Source organism: Pseudomonas sp. SR18 (assembly GCF_023701505.1).
In the GTDB taxonomy this organism is placed as follows: Bacteria; Pseudomonadota; Gammaproteobacteria; order Pseudomonadales; family Pseudomonadaceae; genus Aquipseudomonas; species Aquipseudomonas cyclaminis.
On sequence record NZ_JAMQAU010000006.1, the window covers coordinates 84,206 to 102,161 of the forward strand.

Annotated in this window: 15 protein-coding genes; 12 read left to right on the top strand and 3 right to left on the bottom strand. The window is 62.4% G+C overall.

From position 1 onward, the window contains the following. Position 1: 1 nt before the first annotated feature. Entirely contained in the window at positions 2-703 is a 702-nt protein-coding gene (locus NDJ82_RS11385) for a response regulator (protein WP_099585205.1), read from the bottom strand. Positions 704-880: 177 nt separating this feature from the next. On the opposite strand from NDJ82_RS11385, the gene NDJ82_RS11390 reads away from it, so the two are divergent. The 10 genes from NDJ82_RS11390 to NDJ82_RS11435 all read left to right on the top strand — a co-directional run bounded on the left by NDJ82_RS11390 (position 881) and on the right by NDJ82_RS11435 (position 12,811). Continuing rightward, entirely contained in the window at positions 881-2,038 is a 1,158-nt protein-coding gene (locus NDJ82_RS11390; RefSeq protein WP_099585206.1) for an efflux RND transporter periplasmic adaptor subunit, read from the top strand. Between the two features lie 13 nt (positions 2,039-2,051). Beyond that, positions 2,052-5,153, top strand: coding sequence for a multidrug efflux RND transporter permease subunit (locus NDJ82_RS11395; protein WP_250925481.1), 3,102 nt, complete (start codon positions 2,052-2,054; stop codon positions 5,151-5,153). 136 nt (positions 5,154-5,289) lie between these two features. After that, complete coding sequence (locus tag NDJ82_RS11400) at positions 5,290-5,931, top strand: DUF1345 domain-containing protein (protein WP_250925482.1); 642 nt, start codon at positions 5,290-5,292, stop codon at positions 5,929-5,931. Between the two features lie 71 nt (positions 5,932-6,002). After that, entirely contained in the window at positions 6,003-6,857 is an 855-nt protein-coding gene (locus NDJ82_RS11405; RefSeq protein WP_158878978.1) for an AraC family transcriptional regulator, read from the top strand. A 40-nt stretch (positions 6,858-6,897) separates the two neighbouring features. After that, the gene (locus tag NDJ82_RS11410) at positions 6,898-7,473 is read left to right on the top strand and encodes a LysE family translocator (RefSeq protein ID WP_158878977.1); all 576 of its coding nucleotides are present in this window, start codon (positions 6,898-6,900) and stop codon (positions 7,471-7,473) included. A gap of 107 nt (positions 7,474-7,580) precedes the next feature. Beyond that, positions 7,581-8,600 (top strand): LacI family DNA-binding transcriptional regulator, encoded by a 1,020-nt coding sequence (locus tag NDJ82_RS11415; protein WP_352230437.1) that lies wholly within the window; start codon positions 7,581-7,583, stop codon positions 8,598-8,600. A gap of 182 nt (positions 8,601-8,782) precedes the next feature. Beyond that, a complete protein-coding gene (locus tag NDJ82_RS11420) occupies positions 8,783-9,565 on the top strand; it encodes a sugar phosphate isomerase/epimerase family protein (RefSeq protein WP_250925484.1) in 783 nt (260 codons plus the stop codon). Further along, positions 9,558-10,499, top strand: a complete 942-nt coding sequence (locus NDJ82_RS11425; RefSeq protein WP_112195047.1) for a sugar kinase — start codon at positions 9,558-9,560, stop codon at positions 10,497-10,499. Before NDJ82_RS11420 ends, NDJ82_RS11425 begins: the two co-directional genes overlap by 8 nt. Before the next feature lie 45 nt (positions 10,500-10,544). After that, positions 10,545-11,837, top strand: a complete 1,293-nt coding sequence (locus tag NDJ82_RS11430) for an MFS transporter (RefSeq protein WP_250925485.1) — start codon at positions 10,545-10,547, stop codon at positions 11,835-11,837. Then, the gene (locus NDJ82_RS11435; protein WP_191959436.1) at positions 11,834-12,811 is read left to right on the top strand and encodes an NAD(P)-dependent oxidoreductase; all 978 of its coding nucleotides are present in this window, start codon (positions 11,834-11,836) and stop codon (positions 12,809-12,811) included. Before NDJ82_RS11430 ends, NDJ82_RS11435 begins: the two co-directional genes overlap by 4 nt. A gap of 90 nt (positions 12,812-12,901) precedes the next feature. On the opposite strand, the gene NDJ82_RS11440 is transcribed toward NDJ82_RS11435, so the two are convergent. Continuing rightward, entirely contained in the window at positions 12,902-14,527 is a 1,626-nt protein-coding gene (locus NDJ82_RS11440; RefSeq protein WP_250925486.1) for a methyl-accepting chemotaxis protein, read from the bottom strand. Between the two features lie 232 nt (positions 14,528-14,759). Here NDJ82_RS11440 and NDJ82_RS11445 point away from each other — a divergent pair, with 232 nt between their 5' ends. Together NDJ82_RS11445 and NDJ82_RS11450 are read left to right on the top strand one after the other, a co-directional pair. Next, positions 14,760-16,187 (top strand): nucleobase:cation symporter-2 family protein, encoded by a 1,428-nt coding sequence (locus tag NDJ82_RS11445; protein ID WP_112195041.1) that lies wholly within the window; start codon positions 14,760-14,762, stop codon positions 16,185-16,187. Positions 16,188-16,199: 12 nt separating this feature from the next. Then, positions 16,200-16,661: an LEA/WHy family protein gene (locus tag NDJ82_RS11450; protein ID WP_112195039.1), complete on the top strand. Its 462-nt coding sequence runs from the start codon at positions 16,200-16,202 to the stop codon at positions 16,659-16,661. Between the two features lie 280 nt (positions 16,662-16,941). Here the strand turns inward: NDJ82_RS11450 and NDJ82_RS11455 are convergent, their stop codons facing one another. After that, the gene (locus NDJ82_RS11455) at positions 16,942-17,868 is read right to left on the bottom strand and encodes a carbon-nitrogen hydrolase family protein (RefSeq protein WP_099585221.1); all 927 of its coding nucleotides are present in this window, start codon (positions 17,866-17,868) and stop codon (positions 16,942-16,944) included. Positions 17,869-17,956: the final 88 nt, after the last annotated feature.

Here is a 17,956-nt window from a genome sequence, read left to right on the forward strand (position 1 = left end):
CTCAGCATTCCCACTCGGAACGGCTGAACAGATAACCCTTGCCCCACACGGTCTTGATCTTGCGCGCCTCGCCGGCGTGATCGTCGAACTTGCGGCGCAGCTTGGAGATGGCCACGTCCACCGAGCGGTCGGTGCCATTGAACTCGATGCCGCGCAGGCGTTGCAGGATCTGGTCGCGGCTGAGCACTTCACCGGCATGCCGGGCCAGCACCACCAGCAGGTTGTATTCGCCGCTGGACAGCTCCACCGGCTGCTCGCGCCACACCACCGTACGCTCCGACAGATCAATGCACAGGTTGCCCATGAGGATCTGGTCGTTGGCCACCTGGGGCTCGGACAAACTGCTGCGGCGCAACAAGGTACGCACGCGAGCCAGCAGCACACGTGGCTCGCAGGGTTTGGTCACGTAGTCGTCGGCACCCATTTCCAGGCCCAGCACCTGGTCATGGCTGTCGTCGCGGGCGGTGAGCATCAGGATCGGCAGGCCGGCCGAATCGGCACGCAGCAGACGGCACACTTGCAGGCCATCGAGGCCCGGCAGCATCAGGTCAAGGATCACCAGGTCCGGCGGGTTGAGGCGTGCGCGTTCCCGAACGAGGTCGCCACGGCTGAGCACGCTGACGTGATAGCCATTGCGCTCCAGGTAGCTGGCAATCAGCTCGGAAAGTGCGGCGTCGTCTTCCACCAGGAGGATGTCGGGCATGAAGGTGTTCCATGAATACAGTGGGGGATCTTTGGAATTGCGAGATTTTGTAAGGATATACGTCCCCATTGGGATGATGTGCAGTACCTTACATTTCTTCACACACCACCTACACAGCTTCACAGCACCACGGCGCAGGTGACCTTAGGATGCGCCAGTCACTATTGGGATAAGAGCATGTCGAAGAATCTGTTGGCGCCGTTTTGCCTGTTGGCCCTCACCCTGGCGCTGGGCGCGTGTGGCAACTCCGCCGCCGAGGCGCCAGAAATGCCCCTGGCCAAGGTGCGTATCGAAACCCTGCAAGCCAAGCCCCTGTCCATCACCAGCGAACTGAGCGGACGCATCGCCGCGCCGCGGATTGCCGAAGTGCGTGCGCGGGTAGCCGGTGTGGTGATGCAACGGGTGTTCAAGGAAGGCCACGACGTCAAACAGGGCGACGTGCTGTTTCGCATCGACCCGGCGCCCTTCAAGGCCGATCTCGACAGCGCCCAGGCCAACCTGAGCAAGGCGCAAGCCAATGCGTTCCAGGCGCGCCTGCAAGAGCAGCGCTACAGCCAGTTGGTGGAAGGCAACGCCATCAGCGGCCAGGACTACGACAATGCCCGCGCGGCGGTGCGCCAGACCAACGCCGAAGTCGCCGCCAACAACGCCGCCGTCGAACGCGCCAAATTGAACCTGGGCTACGCCACTGTGACCGCGCCGATTTCCGGGCGCATCGGCCGCGCCCTGGTGACCGAAGGCGCGCTGGTCGGCCAGAACGAAGCCACGCCCCTGGCGATCATCCAGCAACTGGACCCGATCCACGCCGACCTGACCCAATCGACCCGCGAGTTGAATGACCTGCGCCGCGCCTTTCGCGCCGGCAGCTTGAAGCAGGTCGGCCAGGACCAGGCCAAGGCCACGCTGATCCAGGACGACGGCAGCCTCTACCCGCTGCCGGGCAAATTGCTGTTCTCCGACATCAGCGTCGACCCCGGCACCGGGCAGATCATCCTGCGCAGCGAGTTCCCCAACCCGGACCTCGACCTGTTGCCCGGCAGCTTTGTGCGGGTGCGCCTGGAGCAAGCGGTCGATAAGCAAGGCATCAGCGTGCCGCAACGCGCCATCACCCGCGACAGTGCCGGTATCCCGATGGTGTTGCTGTTGGATGCCGAGCAGACCGTCAGCCAGCAACCGGTGGAACTGGGTGCGGTGATCGACGACCGCTGGATCGTCAGCAGCGGCCTCAAACCCGGTGATCGCATCGTCGTCGAAGGTGTGCAACACGCGCGGCCCGGTGAAAAAGTCCAGGTAGACGACAGCCCGACGACACCTGCCCAGGCTTTGGGCCAATAAGGATTATTCGACCATGCCGCAGTTCTTTATTGATCGCCCGATTTTCGCCTGGGTGGTCGCCCTGTTTATCCTGCTGGCCGGCGTGCTGGCCATCCCGCAATTGCCGGTGGCCCAGTACCCTAACGTCGCGCCGCCGAAAGTCGAGATCTACGCGGTGTACCCCGGCGCTTCGGCCCAGACACTGGATGAAAGCGTGGTCAGCCTGATCGAGCAGGAGCTCAACGGCGCCGATCACTTGCTGTATTTCGAATCCCAGAGCAGCCTTGGTTCGGCCACCATCACCGCGACGTTCCAGCCCGGCACCGACCCGGAAATGGCCCAGGTCGATGTGCAGAACCGGCTCAAGGCCGTGGAACCCCGACTGCCCCAGGCGGTGACACAGCAAGGCTTGCAGGTGGAGAAAGTCTCCGCCGGCTTCCTGCTGCTGGTGACCCTGACCTCCAGTGACGGCAAGCTCGATGACGTGGCGCTCAGCGATTACCTGGCGCGCAACGTGATGAACGAACTCAAGCGCCTGGACGGCGTGGGCAAGGCGCAGCTCTACGGCGCCGAACGGGCCATGCGCATCTGGATCGACCCGCAGAAGCTGATCGGCTTCAACCTGACGCCGGCTGACGTGAACACTGCCATCAGCGCGCAGAACGCCCAGGTTTCCGCCGGTAGCATTGGTGACCTGCCGGGCACCAAGACCCAGGAAATCACCGCCGCGATCCTGGTCAAGGGCCAGCTTTCAACCCCGGCGGAATTCGCCGACATCGTGCTCAAGGCCAATCCGGACGGCTCCACTGTGCGCGTCGGCGACGTGGCGCGGGTGGAAATCGGCAGCCAGGAATACCAGTTCTCCACGCGCCTGAACGGCAAGCCCTCCACCGCCGTCAGCGTGCAACTGGCACCCGGCGCCAACGCGCTGAACACCGCGACCCTGGTGCGGGCGAAGATGGATGAGCTGTCGCGCTACTTCCCGGCCAATGTGGAATACAAGATCCCGTACGACACCTCGCCCTTCGTCAAAGTCTCGATCACCAAGGTGGTGTACACCTTGCTGGAGGCCATGGCGCTGGTGTTTGCGGTGATGTTCCTGTTCCTGCAGAACGTGCGCTACACGCTGATCCCCACCCTGGTGGTGCCGATTGCGCTGATGGGCACGTTTGCCACCATGCTGTTGCTGGGTTTCTCGATCAACGTGCTGACCATGTTCGGCATGGTGCTGGCCATCGGCATCCTGGTGGACGATGCGATTGTGGTGGTAGAGAACGTCGAGCGGATCATGGTCACCGAGGGCCTGTCGCCCAAGGACGCAACCAAGAAAGCCATGGGCCAGATCACCGGCGCCATCGTCGGGATTACCCTGGTGCTGGTGGCGGTGTTCCTGCCGATGGCGTTCATGGCGGGCTCGGTGGGGGTGATCTACCAGCAGTTCTCGCTGTCGATGGCCACCTCGATCCTGTTCTCGGCCTTCCTTGCCCTGACCTTGACCCCGGCCTTGTGCGCCACCCTACTCAAGCCGATTGCCAAGGGCGAGCACCATGCCAAGGGCGGCTTTTTCGGCTGGTTCAATAAGCGCTTCGAGCAGCTCACCGACCGCTATGAAGGTTGGGTTGCCTACGCCCTCAAGCGCAGCGGCCGTTACCTACTGATCTATCTGGTGCTGCTGGTGGGCCTGGGGCTGATGTTCATGCGCCTGCCCGCCTCGTTCCTGCCGGTGGAAGACCAGGGCTACACCATCACCGATATCCAGTTGCCACCGGGCGCGAGTAAAAACCGCACGGTGCAGGTGGCGGAGCAGATCGAAGCGCATAACGCCGGCGAACCGGGCGTGGGCGATACCACCATGATCATGGGCTTCAGCTTCTCCGGTTCGGGGCAGAACGCGGCGTTGGCGTTTACCACCTTGAAGGATTGGTCCGAACGCAGCAATGAAGACTCCGCCGCGTCCATCGCCGACCGCGCCAACATGGCGTTCAGCGAGCTGAAAGACGCGATTGCCTACGCCGTGCTGCCACCGCCGGTGGATGGCCTGGGCACATCCAGTGGTTTTGAGTTCCGTTTGCAGGACCGTGGTGGCGTCGGCCATGCCGCGTTGATGGCGGCGCGCACCGAGTTGCTGGCGGCCGCCGGAAACAGCCCGATCCTGGCCAACGTGCGTGAAAGCGCCCTGGCCGAAGCGCCGCAAGTGCAGTTGGAAGTGGACCGCAAGCAAGCCAACGCCCTGGGCGTGTCGTTTGCGGATGTGGGCAATGTGCTGTCCTCGGCGATTGGCTCTGCCTACGTCAACGACTTCCCCAACCAGGGCCGCATGCAGCGCGTGGTGGTGCAGGCCGAAGGCGACCAGCGCAGCCAGGTGGCGGACTTGATGAAAATCAACGTACGTAACAACGCCGGGAAAATGGTGCCGCTGTCGGCCTTTGTCGAGGCCAAATGGACCCAGGGCCCGGCGCAGTTGACGCGCTATAACGGCTACCCGGCGATTGCCATCAGCGGTGAAGCGGCGCCGGGGCACAGCACCGGCGAGGCGATGGAAGAAATCCAGCGCCTGGTCAGTCAACTGCCGGCGGGCCTGGGTCAGGAATGGACCGGGTTGTCGTTGCAGGAACGCTTGTCCGGCGCTCAGGCGCCGATCCTGCTGGGCCTGTCGCTGCTGATCGTGTTCCTGTGCCTGGCGGCGCTGTACGAAAGCTGGTCGATCCCGACCTCGGTGTTGCTGGTGGTCCCGCTCGGCGTGCTCGGCGCAGTCCTGGCCGTGACCTTGCGTGGCATGCCCAACGATGTGTTCTTCAAAGTCGGCTTGATAACCATCATTGGCCTGTCGGCGAAGAACGCGATTCTGATCATCGAATTCGCCAAGGACTTGTATGACCAAGGTGAAGATCTGATCGACGCGACCCTGAAAGCCGCGCGGCTCAGGTTGCGCCCGATCATCATGACCTCACTGGCGTTCATCCTCGGCGTGGTGCCGTTGGCGATTGCCACCGGGGCCAGTTCCGCGAGCCAGCAGGCGATTGGTACCGGGGTGATTGGCGGGATGATCACCGCGACACTGGCGGTGGTGTTTGTGCCGGTGTTTTTTGTGGTGGTCATGAAGCTGGTGAAGAAATCTTCCGGTAACCCGGGTTAAAACATGTGGAGGGGGGCTTGCCCCCGATGGCGGTGTATCAGTTGAAATACCTTTCACTGACCTACTGCTATCGGGGCAAGCCCCCTCCCACATGATGAGGTACAGTCAGTTGACCCACTGTCAGCTGTGAGCTCCCATGCCCTTCCTCGCCCGCACCCACCCTCGCCTCTCCAGCGCCGCCGTGCTCGGCCTTGCCGTGGGCATTCTGGTACCTGCCGAAACAATCGCCAGCAAAATCCTCATCGGCTGGAACGCCGGGGTCTGGACCTACCTGGTGCTGATGCTCTGGCTGACCATCCGCGCCAAGGCGCCAGACGTCAAACGCATTGCCGAGATCGAAGACGAAAACGCCGGCCTGGTGTTGTTCATGGTCTGCATCGCCGCCATCGCCAGCCTGGCCACCATCACCTTTGAACTGGTCGGCAGCAAGGACCTGGCGACCGGCGAACGCCTGCTGCACTACGGTTTCACCGGGCTGACGGTGATCGGTTCGTGGTTGCTGATCGGGGTGATTTTCAGCGTGCACTACGCCCGGCTGTATTACACCTGGGACGGCAAGGAGCCGGCGTTGCGTTTTGCCGAAGGGTTGCTGACCCCCAATTATTGGGACTTCCTGTACTTCTCGTTCACCATCGGCGTCGCGGTGCAGACCTCGGATGTGGGTGTGGCCACCCGCAGCATGCGCAAGGTGGTGCTGGGGCAATCGTTGATCGGGTTCCTGTTCAATACCGCGATATTGGGTTTCTCGATCAATATCGCGGCCGGGCTGTTCAGCTAGGCTGCACAAACCTTCTAGACCGTCATGAAGCGGCACGCATTAATAAGCTCACCTATTACGTTCGGTGTTGTATGAGCGCGCACAATTGGATCGACCTGTCCCAGGATGCCGACACCGGCATCGAGACCCTGCGCGCGCATTTTGAAGGCCACGCCTACGACCCGCACTGGCACGACAGCTACCTGATCGGCGTGACCGAACAGGGCGTGCAGCAATTCAACTGCCGCCGCGCCCGCCATCACAGCGTGCCGGGCCAGGTATTCCTCGTAGAACCCGGCGAACTGCATGACGGCGATGCCCCCACGCCGGACGGCTTCACCTACCACATGCTGTACCTCGACCCGCAGTGGCTGGCGCGGGAAGTGAGCGCGGTGTTCGAAGAAGCGCCGCTCAACAGCCAACTGAGCTTCACTCGAACATTGACCGATGACCCGCGCCTGGCGTTGGCCACCAGCCAGGCCTTTCGCACCCTGCACAGCGGCGAGTTGCGCATCGTGCGGCAACGGGCCATGGACCAATTGCTGGAACGCCTGACCGACCAACTGTACTGGCGCACCCGCTACCGCGACGATCCGCGCCTGCCGCTGGTGGCCCATAAAGCCCGGGAATACCTGCATGCCTATCTGCATCAGGATACAGGCATGGACGAACTGGCCGTGGCCTGCGGCGTCGACCGCTTCCGCTTGACCCGTGCGTTCAAGAACGCCTTCGGTTTGCCGCCCCATGCCTATCTGGTGCAACTGCGCCTGGCCCGCGCCCGGCATTTGTTGGCCAAGGGCGAGCAACCGGCCGACGTGGCGATTGCCTTGGGCTTTGCCGATCAAAGCCACATGGGCCGCTGGTTTGTGCGCGCCTATGGCCTGACTCCGGCGGCGTACCGCAAGCGCTGCACAAACCTTCCAGACAGCGAACGCCCCGGCTTGTGAAGATCGACTCCATCGATTGGTTTACCGGAGTCACGCCGCCATGCTGCCGTTTATGTTGTTTGCCTTTGTTGCGTCCATTACCCCCGGCCCGACCAATATCCTGGTGCTGAGCAACAGTGCCCGTTACGGTTTCAAAGCCGCCCTGCCGATCATCTTCGGCGCCTGCGCGGGTGCGGCCGGAATCGTCTGGCTGGTGGGGTCCGGCGTGGGCCAATCGCTGGTGCAACTGCCCAAGGTACAGGCCGCCATGCAATGGGTCGGCGTTGCCTGGCTGACCTACCTGGCCTGGCAGATTTTCAGCGCGCCCCCCCAGGCCGTCGAGACGGAATCAGTACAAAAGCCGCTGGGCTTGTTCGGGGCTGCCAGCCTGCAATTGATCAACCCCAAGACCTGGATGATGGCGCTGGCGGTGGTCAGTGTCTTTGCCGTTAACGGCACACAGGTGGCGGCGCTGTCCCTGGTGTTTTTCTTGATCGCGCTGCCGTGCCTGGGCGCTTGGGCACTGCTGGGCGCCGGGTCTGCGCGAGTGCTTCGTTCGGCCAAGGCCATGCAGCGTTTCAACCGTGCAATGGCTTTGCTGCTGTTGGGTGCAACTTGGCTGGGTGTGGTGGTTTGACGCACCAGTCATCCGACTTTGTCCTACAACTCCTTGACGACTTTCCTACTTTGATGGTTTCCTGAAACCGGTTTCAGTCATTCCAATAAAAAAGAAGGTCTATGACCGTGAACAATTTTTCTGCCGCCCAGCGCAGCCGCGTCACCATGCTTGATGTGGCCGAACGTGCGGGCGTGTCCAAGGCCAGCGTGTCGCGTTTTATCGGCGACGACCGCGCCCTGCTCTCCGACGCCATCGCCCTGCGCATCGAACAGGCCATCGAGCAACTCGGCTACCGCCCCAACCAGATGGCCCGTGGTTTGAAACGTGGGCGCACGCGCTTGATCGGCATGCTGGTGGCCGATATCCGCAACCCCTATTCCATTGCCGTGATGCACGGCGTCGAAACCGCCTGCCGCCAGCACGGCTACAGCCTGGTGGTGTGCAACACCGACCGCGACGACGAGCAAGAGCGCCAGCACCTGGCCGCACTGCGCTCTTACAACATCGAAGGGCTGATCGTGAACACCCTCGGCCATCACCTTGAACAACTGCTGGAACTGCAACGAGAAATGCCGCTGGTGCTGGTGGACCGCAAAGTCGAGCCGCTGCACAGCGACTTGGTCGGGCTGGACAACCCGGCAGCGGTGCGCATGGCGGTGGAGCATCTGGAACAACAGGGTTATCGCCAGCTATTGCTGGTGAGCGAATCCGCCGACGGCACCAGCTCACGGGTAGAACGCCTGGACAGCTTCAAGGCCGAGATTGCCCGGCGCCCATCGCTGACTGGCGTGGTGCTGGAACTGGATGGCCACCTTGAAACCGGCCTGCAGGCCTTTCTCACTAAAACCGGTCCCAAGGCGGTGTTCTGTGCCAACGGCGTCGCCACACTGGCCTGCACCCGCGCGCTCAAGGCGTTGGGCTGCAACCTGTTCGACGACGTGGGCCTGATCGCCCTGGATGACCTGGATTGGTATCCGTTAGTGGGCAACGGCATCACCGCCCTCGCCCAGCCGACCGAGGCGATTGGCGCCAGCGCGTTCGACTGCCTGCTCAAGCGTTTGCGCGGTGACGATGCGCCAACACGCACCCTGGATTTTCTGCCACAACTGATCATCAGAGGCTCAACCCTGTGCCCCTCCCCGTAGCAGCTGTCGAGCCTTGGCGAGGCTGCGTAGCGGACGTATTGACACGCCGCGATCTGCGGGGCGCCTAAACGCAGCCTCGCTTGCGCTCGACAGTTGCTACGGGGCGAAACTTGCGGGCGCGTCAAGGTTGATTGAATTTTTATCACGTCGAAAAATGAAACCGGTTTCAGAGGTACACAACAATGCATAAATACCCCGTCTCCATCAGCCTTTCCAGCTACGGCGCGGACTTGGTCCGCCAGCAGGGCCAGCTGAGTTTTGTCGACCTGCTGGCAGCCGCCGGTGCCCGGCGCATCGAATGGCGCGAAGAGCTGCTGACCGCCGAGCAGCCCACCGAACTGGCCGAAGCCGCTGCCGCCCAAGGCCTGGAAGCGGTGTTCTCATCGCCCCTGGAATTATGGGTGGCCGGACGCGCCCAGCCCAACGCCGAACTGAGCGCAACCCTGGACCGCGCCCAGGCCTTCGGCGCGCGCTGGCTGAAAGTCTCCCTCGGTTACTTCACCGACACCAACGACCTGGAAAGCCTGCACCCCCTGCTCAATCGCCACCCGGTCCAGCTGTTGGTGGAAAACGACCAGACCCTGCACGGCGGGCGCATCGAGCCGATGCAACGGTTCTTTACCGAGGTCGAGCGCCTGGGCCTGCCGGTGAAGATGACCTTCGATATCGGCAACTGGCAGTGGCAGGACCAATCTGCCCTGACCGCCGCACGCCTGTTGGGGCGGCATGTGGACTACCTGCACTGCAAGGCCGTGGCCCGTCGCCCGGACGGCAAGCTGGTGGCGCTGCCGCCCGGCGCCACCGACCTGCATCTGTGGGAACAACTGCTCAAGCACATGACTCAAGGCATTACACGGGCGGTGGAATTTCCACTGCAAGGCGATGACCTGATCGATGTGACCGCGCAGCAGGTCGCCGCCCTCGCCGTCCTAGGCCAACCCACTGCGGAGCATGCCCATGTCTGAGATCGATATCCTCTCGTTTGGTGAAACCATGGCGATGCTGGTCGCCGAGCAGCCCGGCGATCTGGCCCAGGTCAGCCAGTTTCACAAGCGTATTGCCGGGGCCGACAGCAATGTCGCCATTGGCCTGTCGCGGCTGGGCTTTAATGTGGCGTGGCTGAGTCGGGTGGGCAGCGATTCGCTCGGCCGCTTTGTGGTCGACACCCTGCAAAAGGAAGGTCTGGATTGCCAGCACGTGGCCGTCGACCCGCTGCACCCCACCGGTTTTCAGTTCAAGTCCCGTGAAGAAGCCGGCGCCGATCCGCAGGTGGAGTACTTCCGCAAAGGCTCCGCCGCCAGCCATTTGTCCATCGCGGCCATCAGCCCGGCGCTGCTGCAAGCCCGCCATCTGCACGCCACCGGGATTCCTCCCGCGCTGTCCGAGGCCACTCGCGAACTGTCGGTCGAGTTGATGACCCAGATGCGCAAAGCCGGGCGCAGTGTGTCGTTCGACCCGAACTTGCGGCCGTCGCTGTGGGCCAGCCAAGCGCAGATGATCCGCCAGGTCAACGCCCTCGCCGGCCTGGCCGATTGGGTATTGCCGGGCTTGAGTGAAGGCCGCCTGCTGACCGGTTTCGACGACCCGGCCGATATCGCCGCGTTCTACCTGGACCAGGGCGCCGAAGCCGTGGCCATCAAGCTCGGCCCGGACGGCGCCTACTTCCGTACCCATCTGGACCAAGGCTTTGTCGCCGCCGTGCGCGTGGACAAGGTGGTGGACACCGTCGGTGCCGGCGACGGCTTTGCCGTGGGCATGATCAGCGCCCTGCTGGAAAACCTCAGCTTCCCCGAGGCGGTGCAACGCGGCAACTGGATCGGCAGCCGCGCCGTGCAAAGCCGTGGCGATATGGAAGGCCTGCCGACCCGCGCTGAACTACCCACCCGATCCGTTGCGTGACCCACACCCTGTTGCCACAACTACAACAAGCTCAGGAGCAACCCCATGGAAACCGTGAAACTCGCCACCCGCCGTTGGTGGTACATCATGCCCATCGTTTTTATCACCTACAGCCTGGCCTACCTGGACCGCGCCAACTATAGCTTTGCCGCCGCCTCCGGGATGGCCGAAGACCTGATGATCACCCCCGGTATGTCGTCATTGCTGGGTGCACTGTTTTTCCTCGGCTACTTTTTCTTCCAGGTGCCGGGGGCGATCTACGCGCAGAAGCGCAGTGTCAAAAAGCTGATTTTCGTCAGCCTGATCCTGTGGGGCGGTTTGGCCACACTGACCGGCGTGGTGTCCAACGCCTACATGCTGATCGTCATTCGCTTCATGCTCGGCGTGGTCGAAGCCGCGGTGATGCCAGCGATGCTGGTGTACCTGTGCCACTGGTTCACCCGTGCGGAACGCTCGCGGGCCAACACCTTCCTGATCCTCGGTAACCCGGTGACCATGCTGTGGATGTCGGTGGTGTCGGGCTACCTGGTGCAGCATTTCAGCTGGCGCTGGATGTTTATCATCGAAGGCCTGCCAGCCGTGTTGTGGGCGTTTATCTGGTGGAAGCTGGCCGATGAGCGGCCCAAGGATGCCAAGTGGCTGAGCGACAGCGAAAAGCACAGCCTGGAAACCGCCCTCGCCGCCGAACAGGTCGGCATCAAGGCCGTGAAGAATTACGCCGAAGCGTTCCGCTCGCCCAAGGTGATCATCCTGGCGTTGCAGTTCTTCTGCTGGAGCATCGGCGTGTATGGCTTTGTGCTGTGGCTGCCGTCGATCCTCAAAGCCGGTTTGCAGATGGACATGGTCGAGGCCGGCTGGCTGTCGGCGCTGCCCTACCTGGCGGCGGTGATCGGCATGCTGGTGGTGAGTTGGGGCTCGGACAAGCTGCAAAAACGTAAACGCTTTGTGTGGCCGCCGCTGTTGATCGCGTCCATCGCGTTCTACGCCTCCTACGTGCTCGGCGCCGAACACTTCTGGTGGTCCTACACCCTGCTGGTGATTGCCGGGGCCTGCATGTATGCGCCTTACGGACCGTTTTTCGCCATCGTCCCGGAAATCCTGCCGGCCAACGTCGCCGGTGGCGCCATGGCACTGATCAACAGCATGGGCGCGCTCGGTTCGTTCGGCGGCTCGTACCTGGTGGGTTATCTCAATAGCAGCACCGGTTCGCCCGGCGCTTCGTACCTGCTGATGAGCGGTGCGTTGATGCTGTCGGTGGTGCTGACGATTTTCCTCAAGCCCGGTGCCAGCGACCGCTCGCCGGCACCCACTCTGGAGTTGAAGGTAAAGACCTCATGAAAAAGTCTGTCGTGTTGTACAAGAAACTCTCCGCGCCGCTGATGGCCCGCCTGCATGAACACGCCGAGGTCACGCTGATCGAAGCCCTGGATGACACCGGCCTGGCCAAGTTGCGCGACGCCCTGCCGGCCGCCCATGGCCTGCTGGGCGCCAGCCTGCGCCTGGACGCCGGATTGCTGGACCTCGCGCCGCACCTGGAGGCCGTGGCCAGCGTGTCGGTCGGAGTCGACAACTACGACATCGACTACCTGACCCAGCGCGGCATCCTCCTCAGCAACACCCCGGACGTGCTCACCGAAACCACCGCCGACACGGGCTTTGCGCTGATCCTCGCCACCGCCCGGCGCGTGGTGGAACTGGCCGATATGGTGCGCGCCGGCCAATGGAACAAGAACATCGGCCCTGCGCACTTTGGCAGCGATGTGCACGGCAAGACCCTGGGCATCATCGGCATGGGCCGCATCGGCGAAGCCCTGGCCCAGCGCGGGCATTTTGGCTTTGGCATGCCGGTGATCTACCACAGCCATTCGCCCAAGCCGCAGGTGGAACAGCGCTTTGGCGCGCAGTACCGCAGCTTGCAGGCGTTGCTCAAAGAAGCCGATTTCGTCTGCCTGACGTTGCCGCTCACGGCAGAAACCGAAAAACTGATTGGCGCAGAGGAATTTGCACTGATGGGCCCCGAGACGATCTTTATCAATATCTCGCGGGGCAAGGTGGTGGATGAGGCGGCGCTGGTCGAGGCGTTGCAGCAACGCACGATTCGGGCAGCTGGATTGGATGTGTTTGAGAAGGAGCCGCTGAATCACGCCTCACCGTTGCTGCGCTTGAACAATGTGGTGGCAACGCCGCATATCGGCTCGGCGACTCATGAGACAAGGGAGGCGATGGCCAAGTGTGCGGTGGATAATCTGCTGGCGGCGCTGGCAGGGGAAAAGCCGAAAAACCTGGTGAATCCAGGGTCCTGGAAGCAATAACCCCTGACACAACACAAAACCAAATGTGGGAGGGGCGGTGCGACGATTCGACTTGCCCCCTCCCACAGTTGGATTGCATTGCAAAGTGAATCAAATTACAAACCTGGCCACCATCCCATTCAAATCCACCGCCAGGCGCGACAGCTCATGGCTGGCCGCGCTGGTCTGGTTGGCACCCGCCGCCGACTGGGTGGCCAGGTCGCGGATATTCACCAGATTGCGGTCAACCTCGCGGGACACCTGGGCCTGTTCTTCCGAGGCGCTGGCGATGACCAGGTTGCGCTCGTTGATCAAGCTGATGGACTGGGTGATCTGCTCCAGCGCCACACCGGCGGCGCGCGCCATTTCCAGGGTGTTCTGGGTGCGCTGATTGCTTTGCTGCATGGATTGCACGGCTTCGCCGGTGCCGTTCTGGATGCCGGCGACCATTTTTTCGATCTCCTGGGTCGACTGTGCGGTGCGATGGGCCAGGGCGCGCACCTCATCCGCCACCACCGCGAAACCGCGCCCCGCTTCACCGGCACGGGCCGCTTCAATGGCGGCGTTGAGCGCCAGCAGGTTGGTCTGCTCGGCGATCGCACGGATCACGTCAAGCACCTTGCCGATATCGCGGCCCTGGGTGGCCAGGCCTTCGATCATCGCGGCGGTGTTCTGCACGTCCTGGGTCATGGTCTGGATCGCGCCAACGGTTTCCACCACCCGGTCGCGACCTTCGCGTGCAGCCTGGTTGGACTGGCTGGACGCCTCGGAAGTGGACACGGCGTTGCGCGCCACTTCTTCCACCGCTGCGGTCATCTCGTTGACGGCGGTGGCGGCCTGATCGATTTCATTGTTCTGTTGCTGCAAGCCTTTGGAGGCTTCTTCGGTGACCGCACTGAGTTCCTCGGCGGCGGACGCCAGTTGCGTGGCCGAGCCGGCGATGTGCTGGATGGTCTGACGCAGGTTGGCCTGCATGGCAGCCAGGGCGCCGATCAAACGGGCCGGTTCGTCTTTGCCGTCGTCTGCGATGGCGGTGCTGAGGTTGCCGGCGGCGATGGTTTCGGCGACGGCCACGGCTTTGCGCAACGGCGTGACGATGCTGCGGGTCAGCAGCCAGGCCAGCAACACCGTGAGCAAGGCGGCGGCGACCGAGACTACGATTACGCCGGTGATCGCGCTGTCGTAGCCGTGCCCGGCTTCAGCGTCCGCTGCCTTGGCATCGGCGGCATTGATAGCGATCAATTTGTTCAGTTGCTCGCCCATCTGGTCGGTGCCGTCCTTGATGCGGCTGTTGATCAGCGCACGCATCTCATCGACTTTGCCTTGTCTGGACAGGGTAAGCATGTCGGCCTGGGCCTTTAAGTAGTTGTCCAAGGTGGCGCCAAACGTCTTGTACAACGCCGCCTCTTCCGGCCCGGCAGGCAACGTGGCGTAACCGGCCTGGGCTGTCTTGACCTTGTCGGTCAGCACGCCGATGCGGGTTTCAGCTTCCTGCAACGCGGCAGGATCGCGATTGACCAGTACGCGAAACGACAGGATGCGCATGCGCAGCACGTTTTCCGTGATCGTGCCCAAGTACGTCACGCTGGGTAGCTGGTTGGCGCTCATGGCCACCGACGCCTCGCGGATCAGCGTCATGCGGTTGACCGCAAACACGCCAAGAACAACCACTAACAACGCGATGAACGCGAAACCGAGAGAAGCACGAGGGGCGATATTCAGATGACGGAGGGACATAGACGAGACTCTCTGGAGTAGTGTTTGCGCGCATCCTTGCCGCGAAACGATCCGCCGGCGTCAACGCACCGCTCAGACCTCGGCACACTGTTGTTATTGATCGGTGGGCCTATACACGTTATCGGCTGAGTGCAGGGTTTTACGCAGGGCACTCATAAATATTTTTTTACACTTCTGACGATCGACCGTTTCTGGCATCCTGCGCCTCCATTTTCTGACCCGAGCCCGCATTTTGTCTGACGCTCAAGCCCCCCGCCCGCGCTATAAATCCGACCTGATCTACGGCCTGGAAGATCGCCCGCACTTCACTGCGGCGATCTTTGCCGCGTTGCAGCATGTCTTGGCGAGTTTTGTCGGCATCATCACCCCGACCCTGATCGTCGGGGGTGTGCTCGGGCTGGAAAGCGAAGTGCCGTACCTGGTGAGCATGGCACTGTTTGTGTCGGGGCTCGGCACCTTTGTACAGGCGCGTAAGTTCGGCCCGATAGGTTCGGGGCTGCTGTGCCTGCAAGGCACCAGTTTTTCGTTTATCAGCGTGATCCTCAGTGCGGGCTTCATGGTCAAGGCCCGTGGCGGCGGCACCGACGAAATCCTCTCGACGATCTTTGGCATCTGCTTTTTTGCGGCGTTTATCGAGGTGGTGCTGAGCCAGTTCATCGGCAAGCTGCGCAAGCTGATCACCCCGGTGGTGACCGGCACCATCATTACCTTGATGGGCTTGTCGCTGATCAAGGTGGCGGTCACCGACATGGCGGGCGGCTTTGGCGCCAGCGACCTGGGGGCCGCAAGCAATATGGGCCTGGCGGCACTGGTGCTGGTGACCATCGTGGTGCTCAACCGCTTCAACAACCCGTTCCTGCGCCTGGGTTCGATCGTGATCGGCCTGACCCTGGGTTTTGTGGTGGCGTGGTGGATGGGCCGCGTCGACCTGGCCGCCCTGCCCCACGTGCCTTTGATCAGCGTGCCGGTGCCGTTCAAGTACGGTTTCTCGTTCGACTGGGTGGCGTTTATCCCGGTAGCGGTGATCTTCCTGATTTCGCCGTTGGAAGCGGCCGGTGACCTGACCGCCAATTCGATGATTTCCCAGCAGCCAGTCAAAGGCCCGCTGTATATCAAGCGCATCAAGTCCGGCCTGCTGGCCGACGGCCTCAACTCGGCGATGGCCGCCACGTTCAACAGCCTGCCGATGGTGACCTTCGCCCAGAACAACGGCGTGATCCAGCTGACCGGCGTGGCCAGCCGCTACGTGGCGTACTTCATCGCGGGTTTGCTGGTGCTGCTGGGGCTGTTCCCGATGATCGGTGCGGTGCTGCAACTGATGCCCAAGCCGGTGCTGGGGGGCGCGACCCTGATCATGTTCGGCACGGTGGCCGTGGCCGGCATCAAGATCCTCGCCGAAGCCGGGCTGCACCGGCGCAATGTGCTGATCGTGGCCATCTCCCTCGGCATGGGCCTGGGCGTCGCCGCCGTGCCGGAAGTGCTGCGTGACCTGCCCAAGGCCCTGCACAACATCTTCGAGTCGCCGATTACCGTGGGCGCGTTCTGTGCCATCCTGCTGAACATTTTCCTGCCGGAAGAGTTCATAGCACTGCAAGAAGATGAATTTGATCCGGAGTCCTCTACCCTCAAAGTGATGCAGGACCCGGACGTCACGAAATAGGAGCACCTTTGTATGCGCAAGCTCATGGTTCTATCACTGTTGCTGCTGACCTTGAGCGCCTGCGCGCTGTTCCCCAACCGCGACCCGGTCAACATCACCGTGGTGGGCATCGAGCCCCTGCAAAGCCAGGAACTGGAAGTGCGCTTCGTGGTGAAACTGCGGGTGCAAAACCCCAATGAAACAGCGATCGACTACAACGGCGTGGCCCTGGACCTGGAGGTCAATGGCCGACCGTTAGCCTCCGGCGTGAGCGATCAGGCCGGCAGCATTCCACGCTTTTCGGAGACGGTGCTGAGGGTACCGGTCAGCGTTTCGGCGTTCTCTGTGTTGCGCCAAACCCTGGGCTTGAGCCAAACCCAGAGCTTGAACAATTTGCCTTATGTACTGCGCGGCAAACTCGCGGGCGGGTTGTTTGGCACGATGCGGTTTGTGGATCGCGGTACCCTGGACCTGCCCAACACTGCCACTTGGTAAACATGGAGTTCCGCTATCGGGGCATGGGTATCTACACATTTGGTGAAAACATAACCTTAGCGAACGAGGCTGTTGTGGTGAGCGGGCTTGCCCCGCGCTGGGCTGCGAAGCAGCCCCAAAACCAGGCAACTTGGTTTTTTTGAAAAAACGCGGTGGCTTTGATGGGGCTGCTTCGCAGCCCAGCGCGGGACAAGCCCGCTCACCACAGGTTACTTTTTGCCTTTTTATCTCTTAACTGACCGGCATTGGGGCAAGCGCCATCCCACATGTCGACCCGGTTTCAATCGGTGATATAGCGCACGCCTGGCTTGGCGCGTTCATCTACCGTCAGCTCAAACACATCCGGGCGGGCATAGTGCCCCACCACGTCATAGTCATACCGCGCCTTCACCAGGTCATCGGTATCGATCTGCGCCGTCAACAGCCCCGCGCCACCCAGTAATGGCCCGGCGAGAATATCGCCCATGGGGCCGACAATCACACTGCCGCCCGCAATCAACGGGCGGTCTGCTGGCCAGTTGGCAACCTCCAGCCCCAGCGTGTGGGGCGATGCCTGCACCTGGCACGCGCTCACCACAAAACAGCGTCCTTCGTGGGCCACGTGGCGCATGCTCACTTGCCACATGTCGCGTTCGTCCACCGTTGGCGCGCACCACACCTCCACGCCCTTGGCGTACATCGCCGTGCGCAGCAGCGGCATCATGTTTTCCCAGCACACGGCGCCGCCGATCCGCCCGACTGCCGTGTCGATCACCGGCAAGGTCGAGCCATCGCCCTTGCCCCAGATCAGGCGCTCAGTGCCGGTGGGCATCAGTTTGCGGTGCTTGGCCACCAGGCCGCCCGTTGGCTCGATGTACAACACGGTGCAGTACAACGTGCTGCCACTGCGCTCGATCACGCCAAGCACCAAGCTGGCCCCGGTGCGCGCCGACAGGCCGGCCAGCGCCTCGGTCTCGACGCCAGGCACATCAATGGCGTTGGCAAAGTAACGGGCAAAGGCTTCGCGCCCCTCGGGCAGGCGGTAGCCCAGTTGCGTGCCGAAGCCTTCGCCTTTGGGATAACCGCCGAGCAGCGCCTCGGGCATGACCACCAGTTGCGCGCCGCTGCGGGTGATCTCGTCCTCGTAGCCGAGGATTTGCTCAAGGGTTTGGGCCTTGCCGCCCGGCAATGAGCCAATTTGCAAAGCCGCTACAGTGGAAACAGGCATCACGATCACTCCGAAGAAGGGGGGTTGCCCATTCTCCGGCCAGCCGTGATCATGAATAAAGCCCACCTCAGCACTGAATGATATGAGC

Excerpts from the sequence above, each read along its gene's own strand:
- NDJ82_RS11385 (WP_099585205.1), bottom strand. The coding sequence starts at position 703 with ATGCCCGACATCCTCCTGGTGGAAGACGACGCCGCACTTTCCGAGCTG.
- NDJ82_RS11390 (WP_099585206.1), top strand. The coding sequence starts at position 881 with ATGTCGAAGAATCTGTTGGCGCCGTTTTGCCTGTTGGCCCTCACCCTG.
- NDJ82_RS11395 (WP_250925481.1), top strand. The coding sequence starts at position 2,052 with ATGCCGCAGTTCTTTATTGATCGCCCGATTTTCGCCTGGGTGGTCGCC.
- NDJ82_RS11400 (WP_250925482.1), top strand. The coding sequence starts at position 5,290 with ATGCCCTTCCTCGCCCGCACCCACCCTCGCCTCTCCAGCGCCGCCGTG.
- NDJ82_RS11405 (WP_158878978.1), top strand. The coding sequence starts at position 6,003 with ATGAGCGCGCACAATTGGATCGACCTGTCCCAGGATGCCGACACCGGC.
- NDJ82_RS11410 (WP_158878977.1), top strand. The coding sequence starts at position 6,898 with ATGCTGCCGTTTATGTTGTTTGCCTTTGTTGCGTCCATTACCCCCGGC.
- NDJ82_RS11420 (WP_250925484.1), top strand. The coding sequence starts at position 8,783 with ATGCATAAATACCCCGTCTCCATCAGCCTTTCCAGCTACGGCGCGGAC.
- NDJ82_RS11425 (WP_112195047.1), top strand. The coding sequence starts at position 9,558 with ATGTCTGAGATCGATATCCTCTCGTTTGGTGAAACCATGGCGATGCTG.
- NDJ82_RS11430 (WP_250925485.1), top strand. The coding sequence starts at position 10,545 with ATGGAAACCGTGAAACTCGCCACCCGCCGTTGGTGGTACATCATGCCC.
- NDJ82_RS11435 (WP_191959436.1), top strand. The coding sequence starts at position 11,834 with ATGAAAAAGTCTGTCGTGTTGTACAAGAAACTCTCCGCGCCGCTGATG.
- NDJ82_RS11440 (WP_250925486.1), bottom strand. The coding sequence starts at position 14,527 with ATGTCCCTCCGTCATCTGAATATCGCCCCTCGTGCTTCTCTCGGTTTC.
- NDJ82_RS11450 (WP_112195039.1), top strand. The coding sequence starts at position 16,200 with ATGCGCAAGCTCATGGTTCTATCACTGTTGCTGCTGACCTTGAGCGCC.
- NDJ82_RS11455 (WP_099585221.1), bottom strand. The coding sequence starts at position 17,868 with ATGCCTGTTTCCACTGTAGCGGCTTTGCAAATTGGCTCATTGCCGGGC.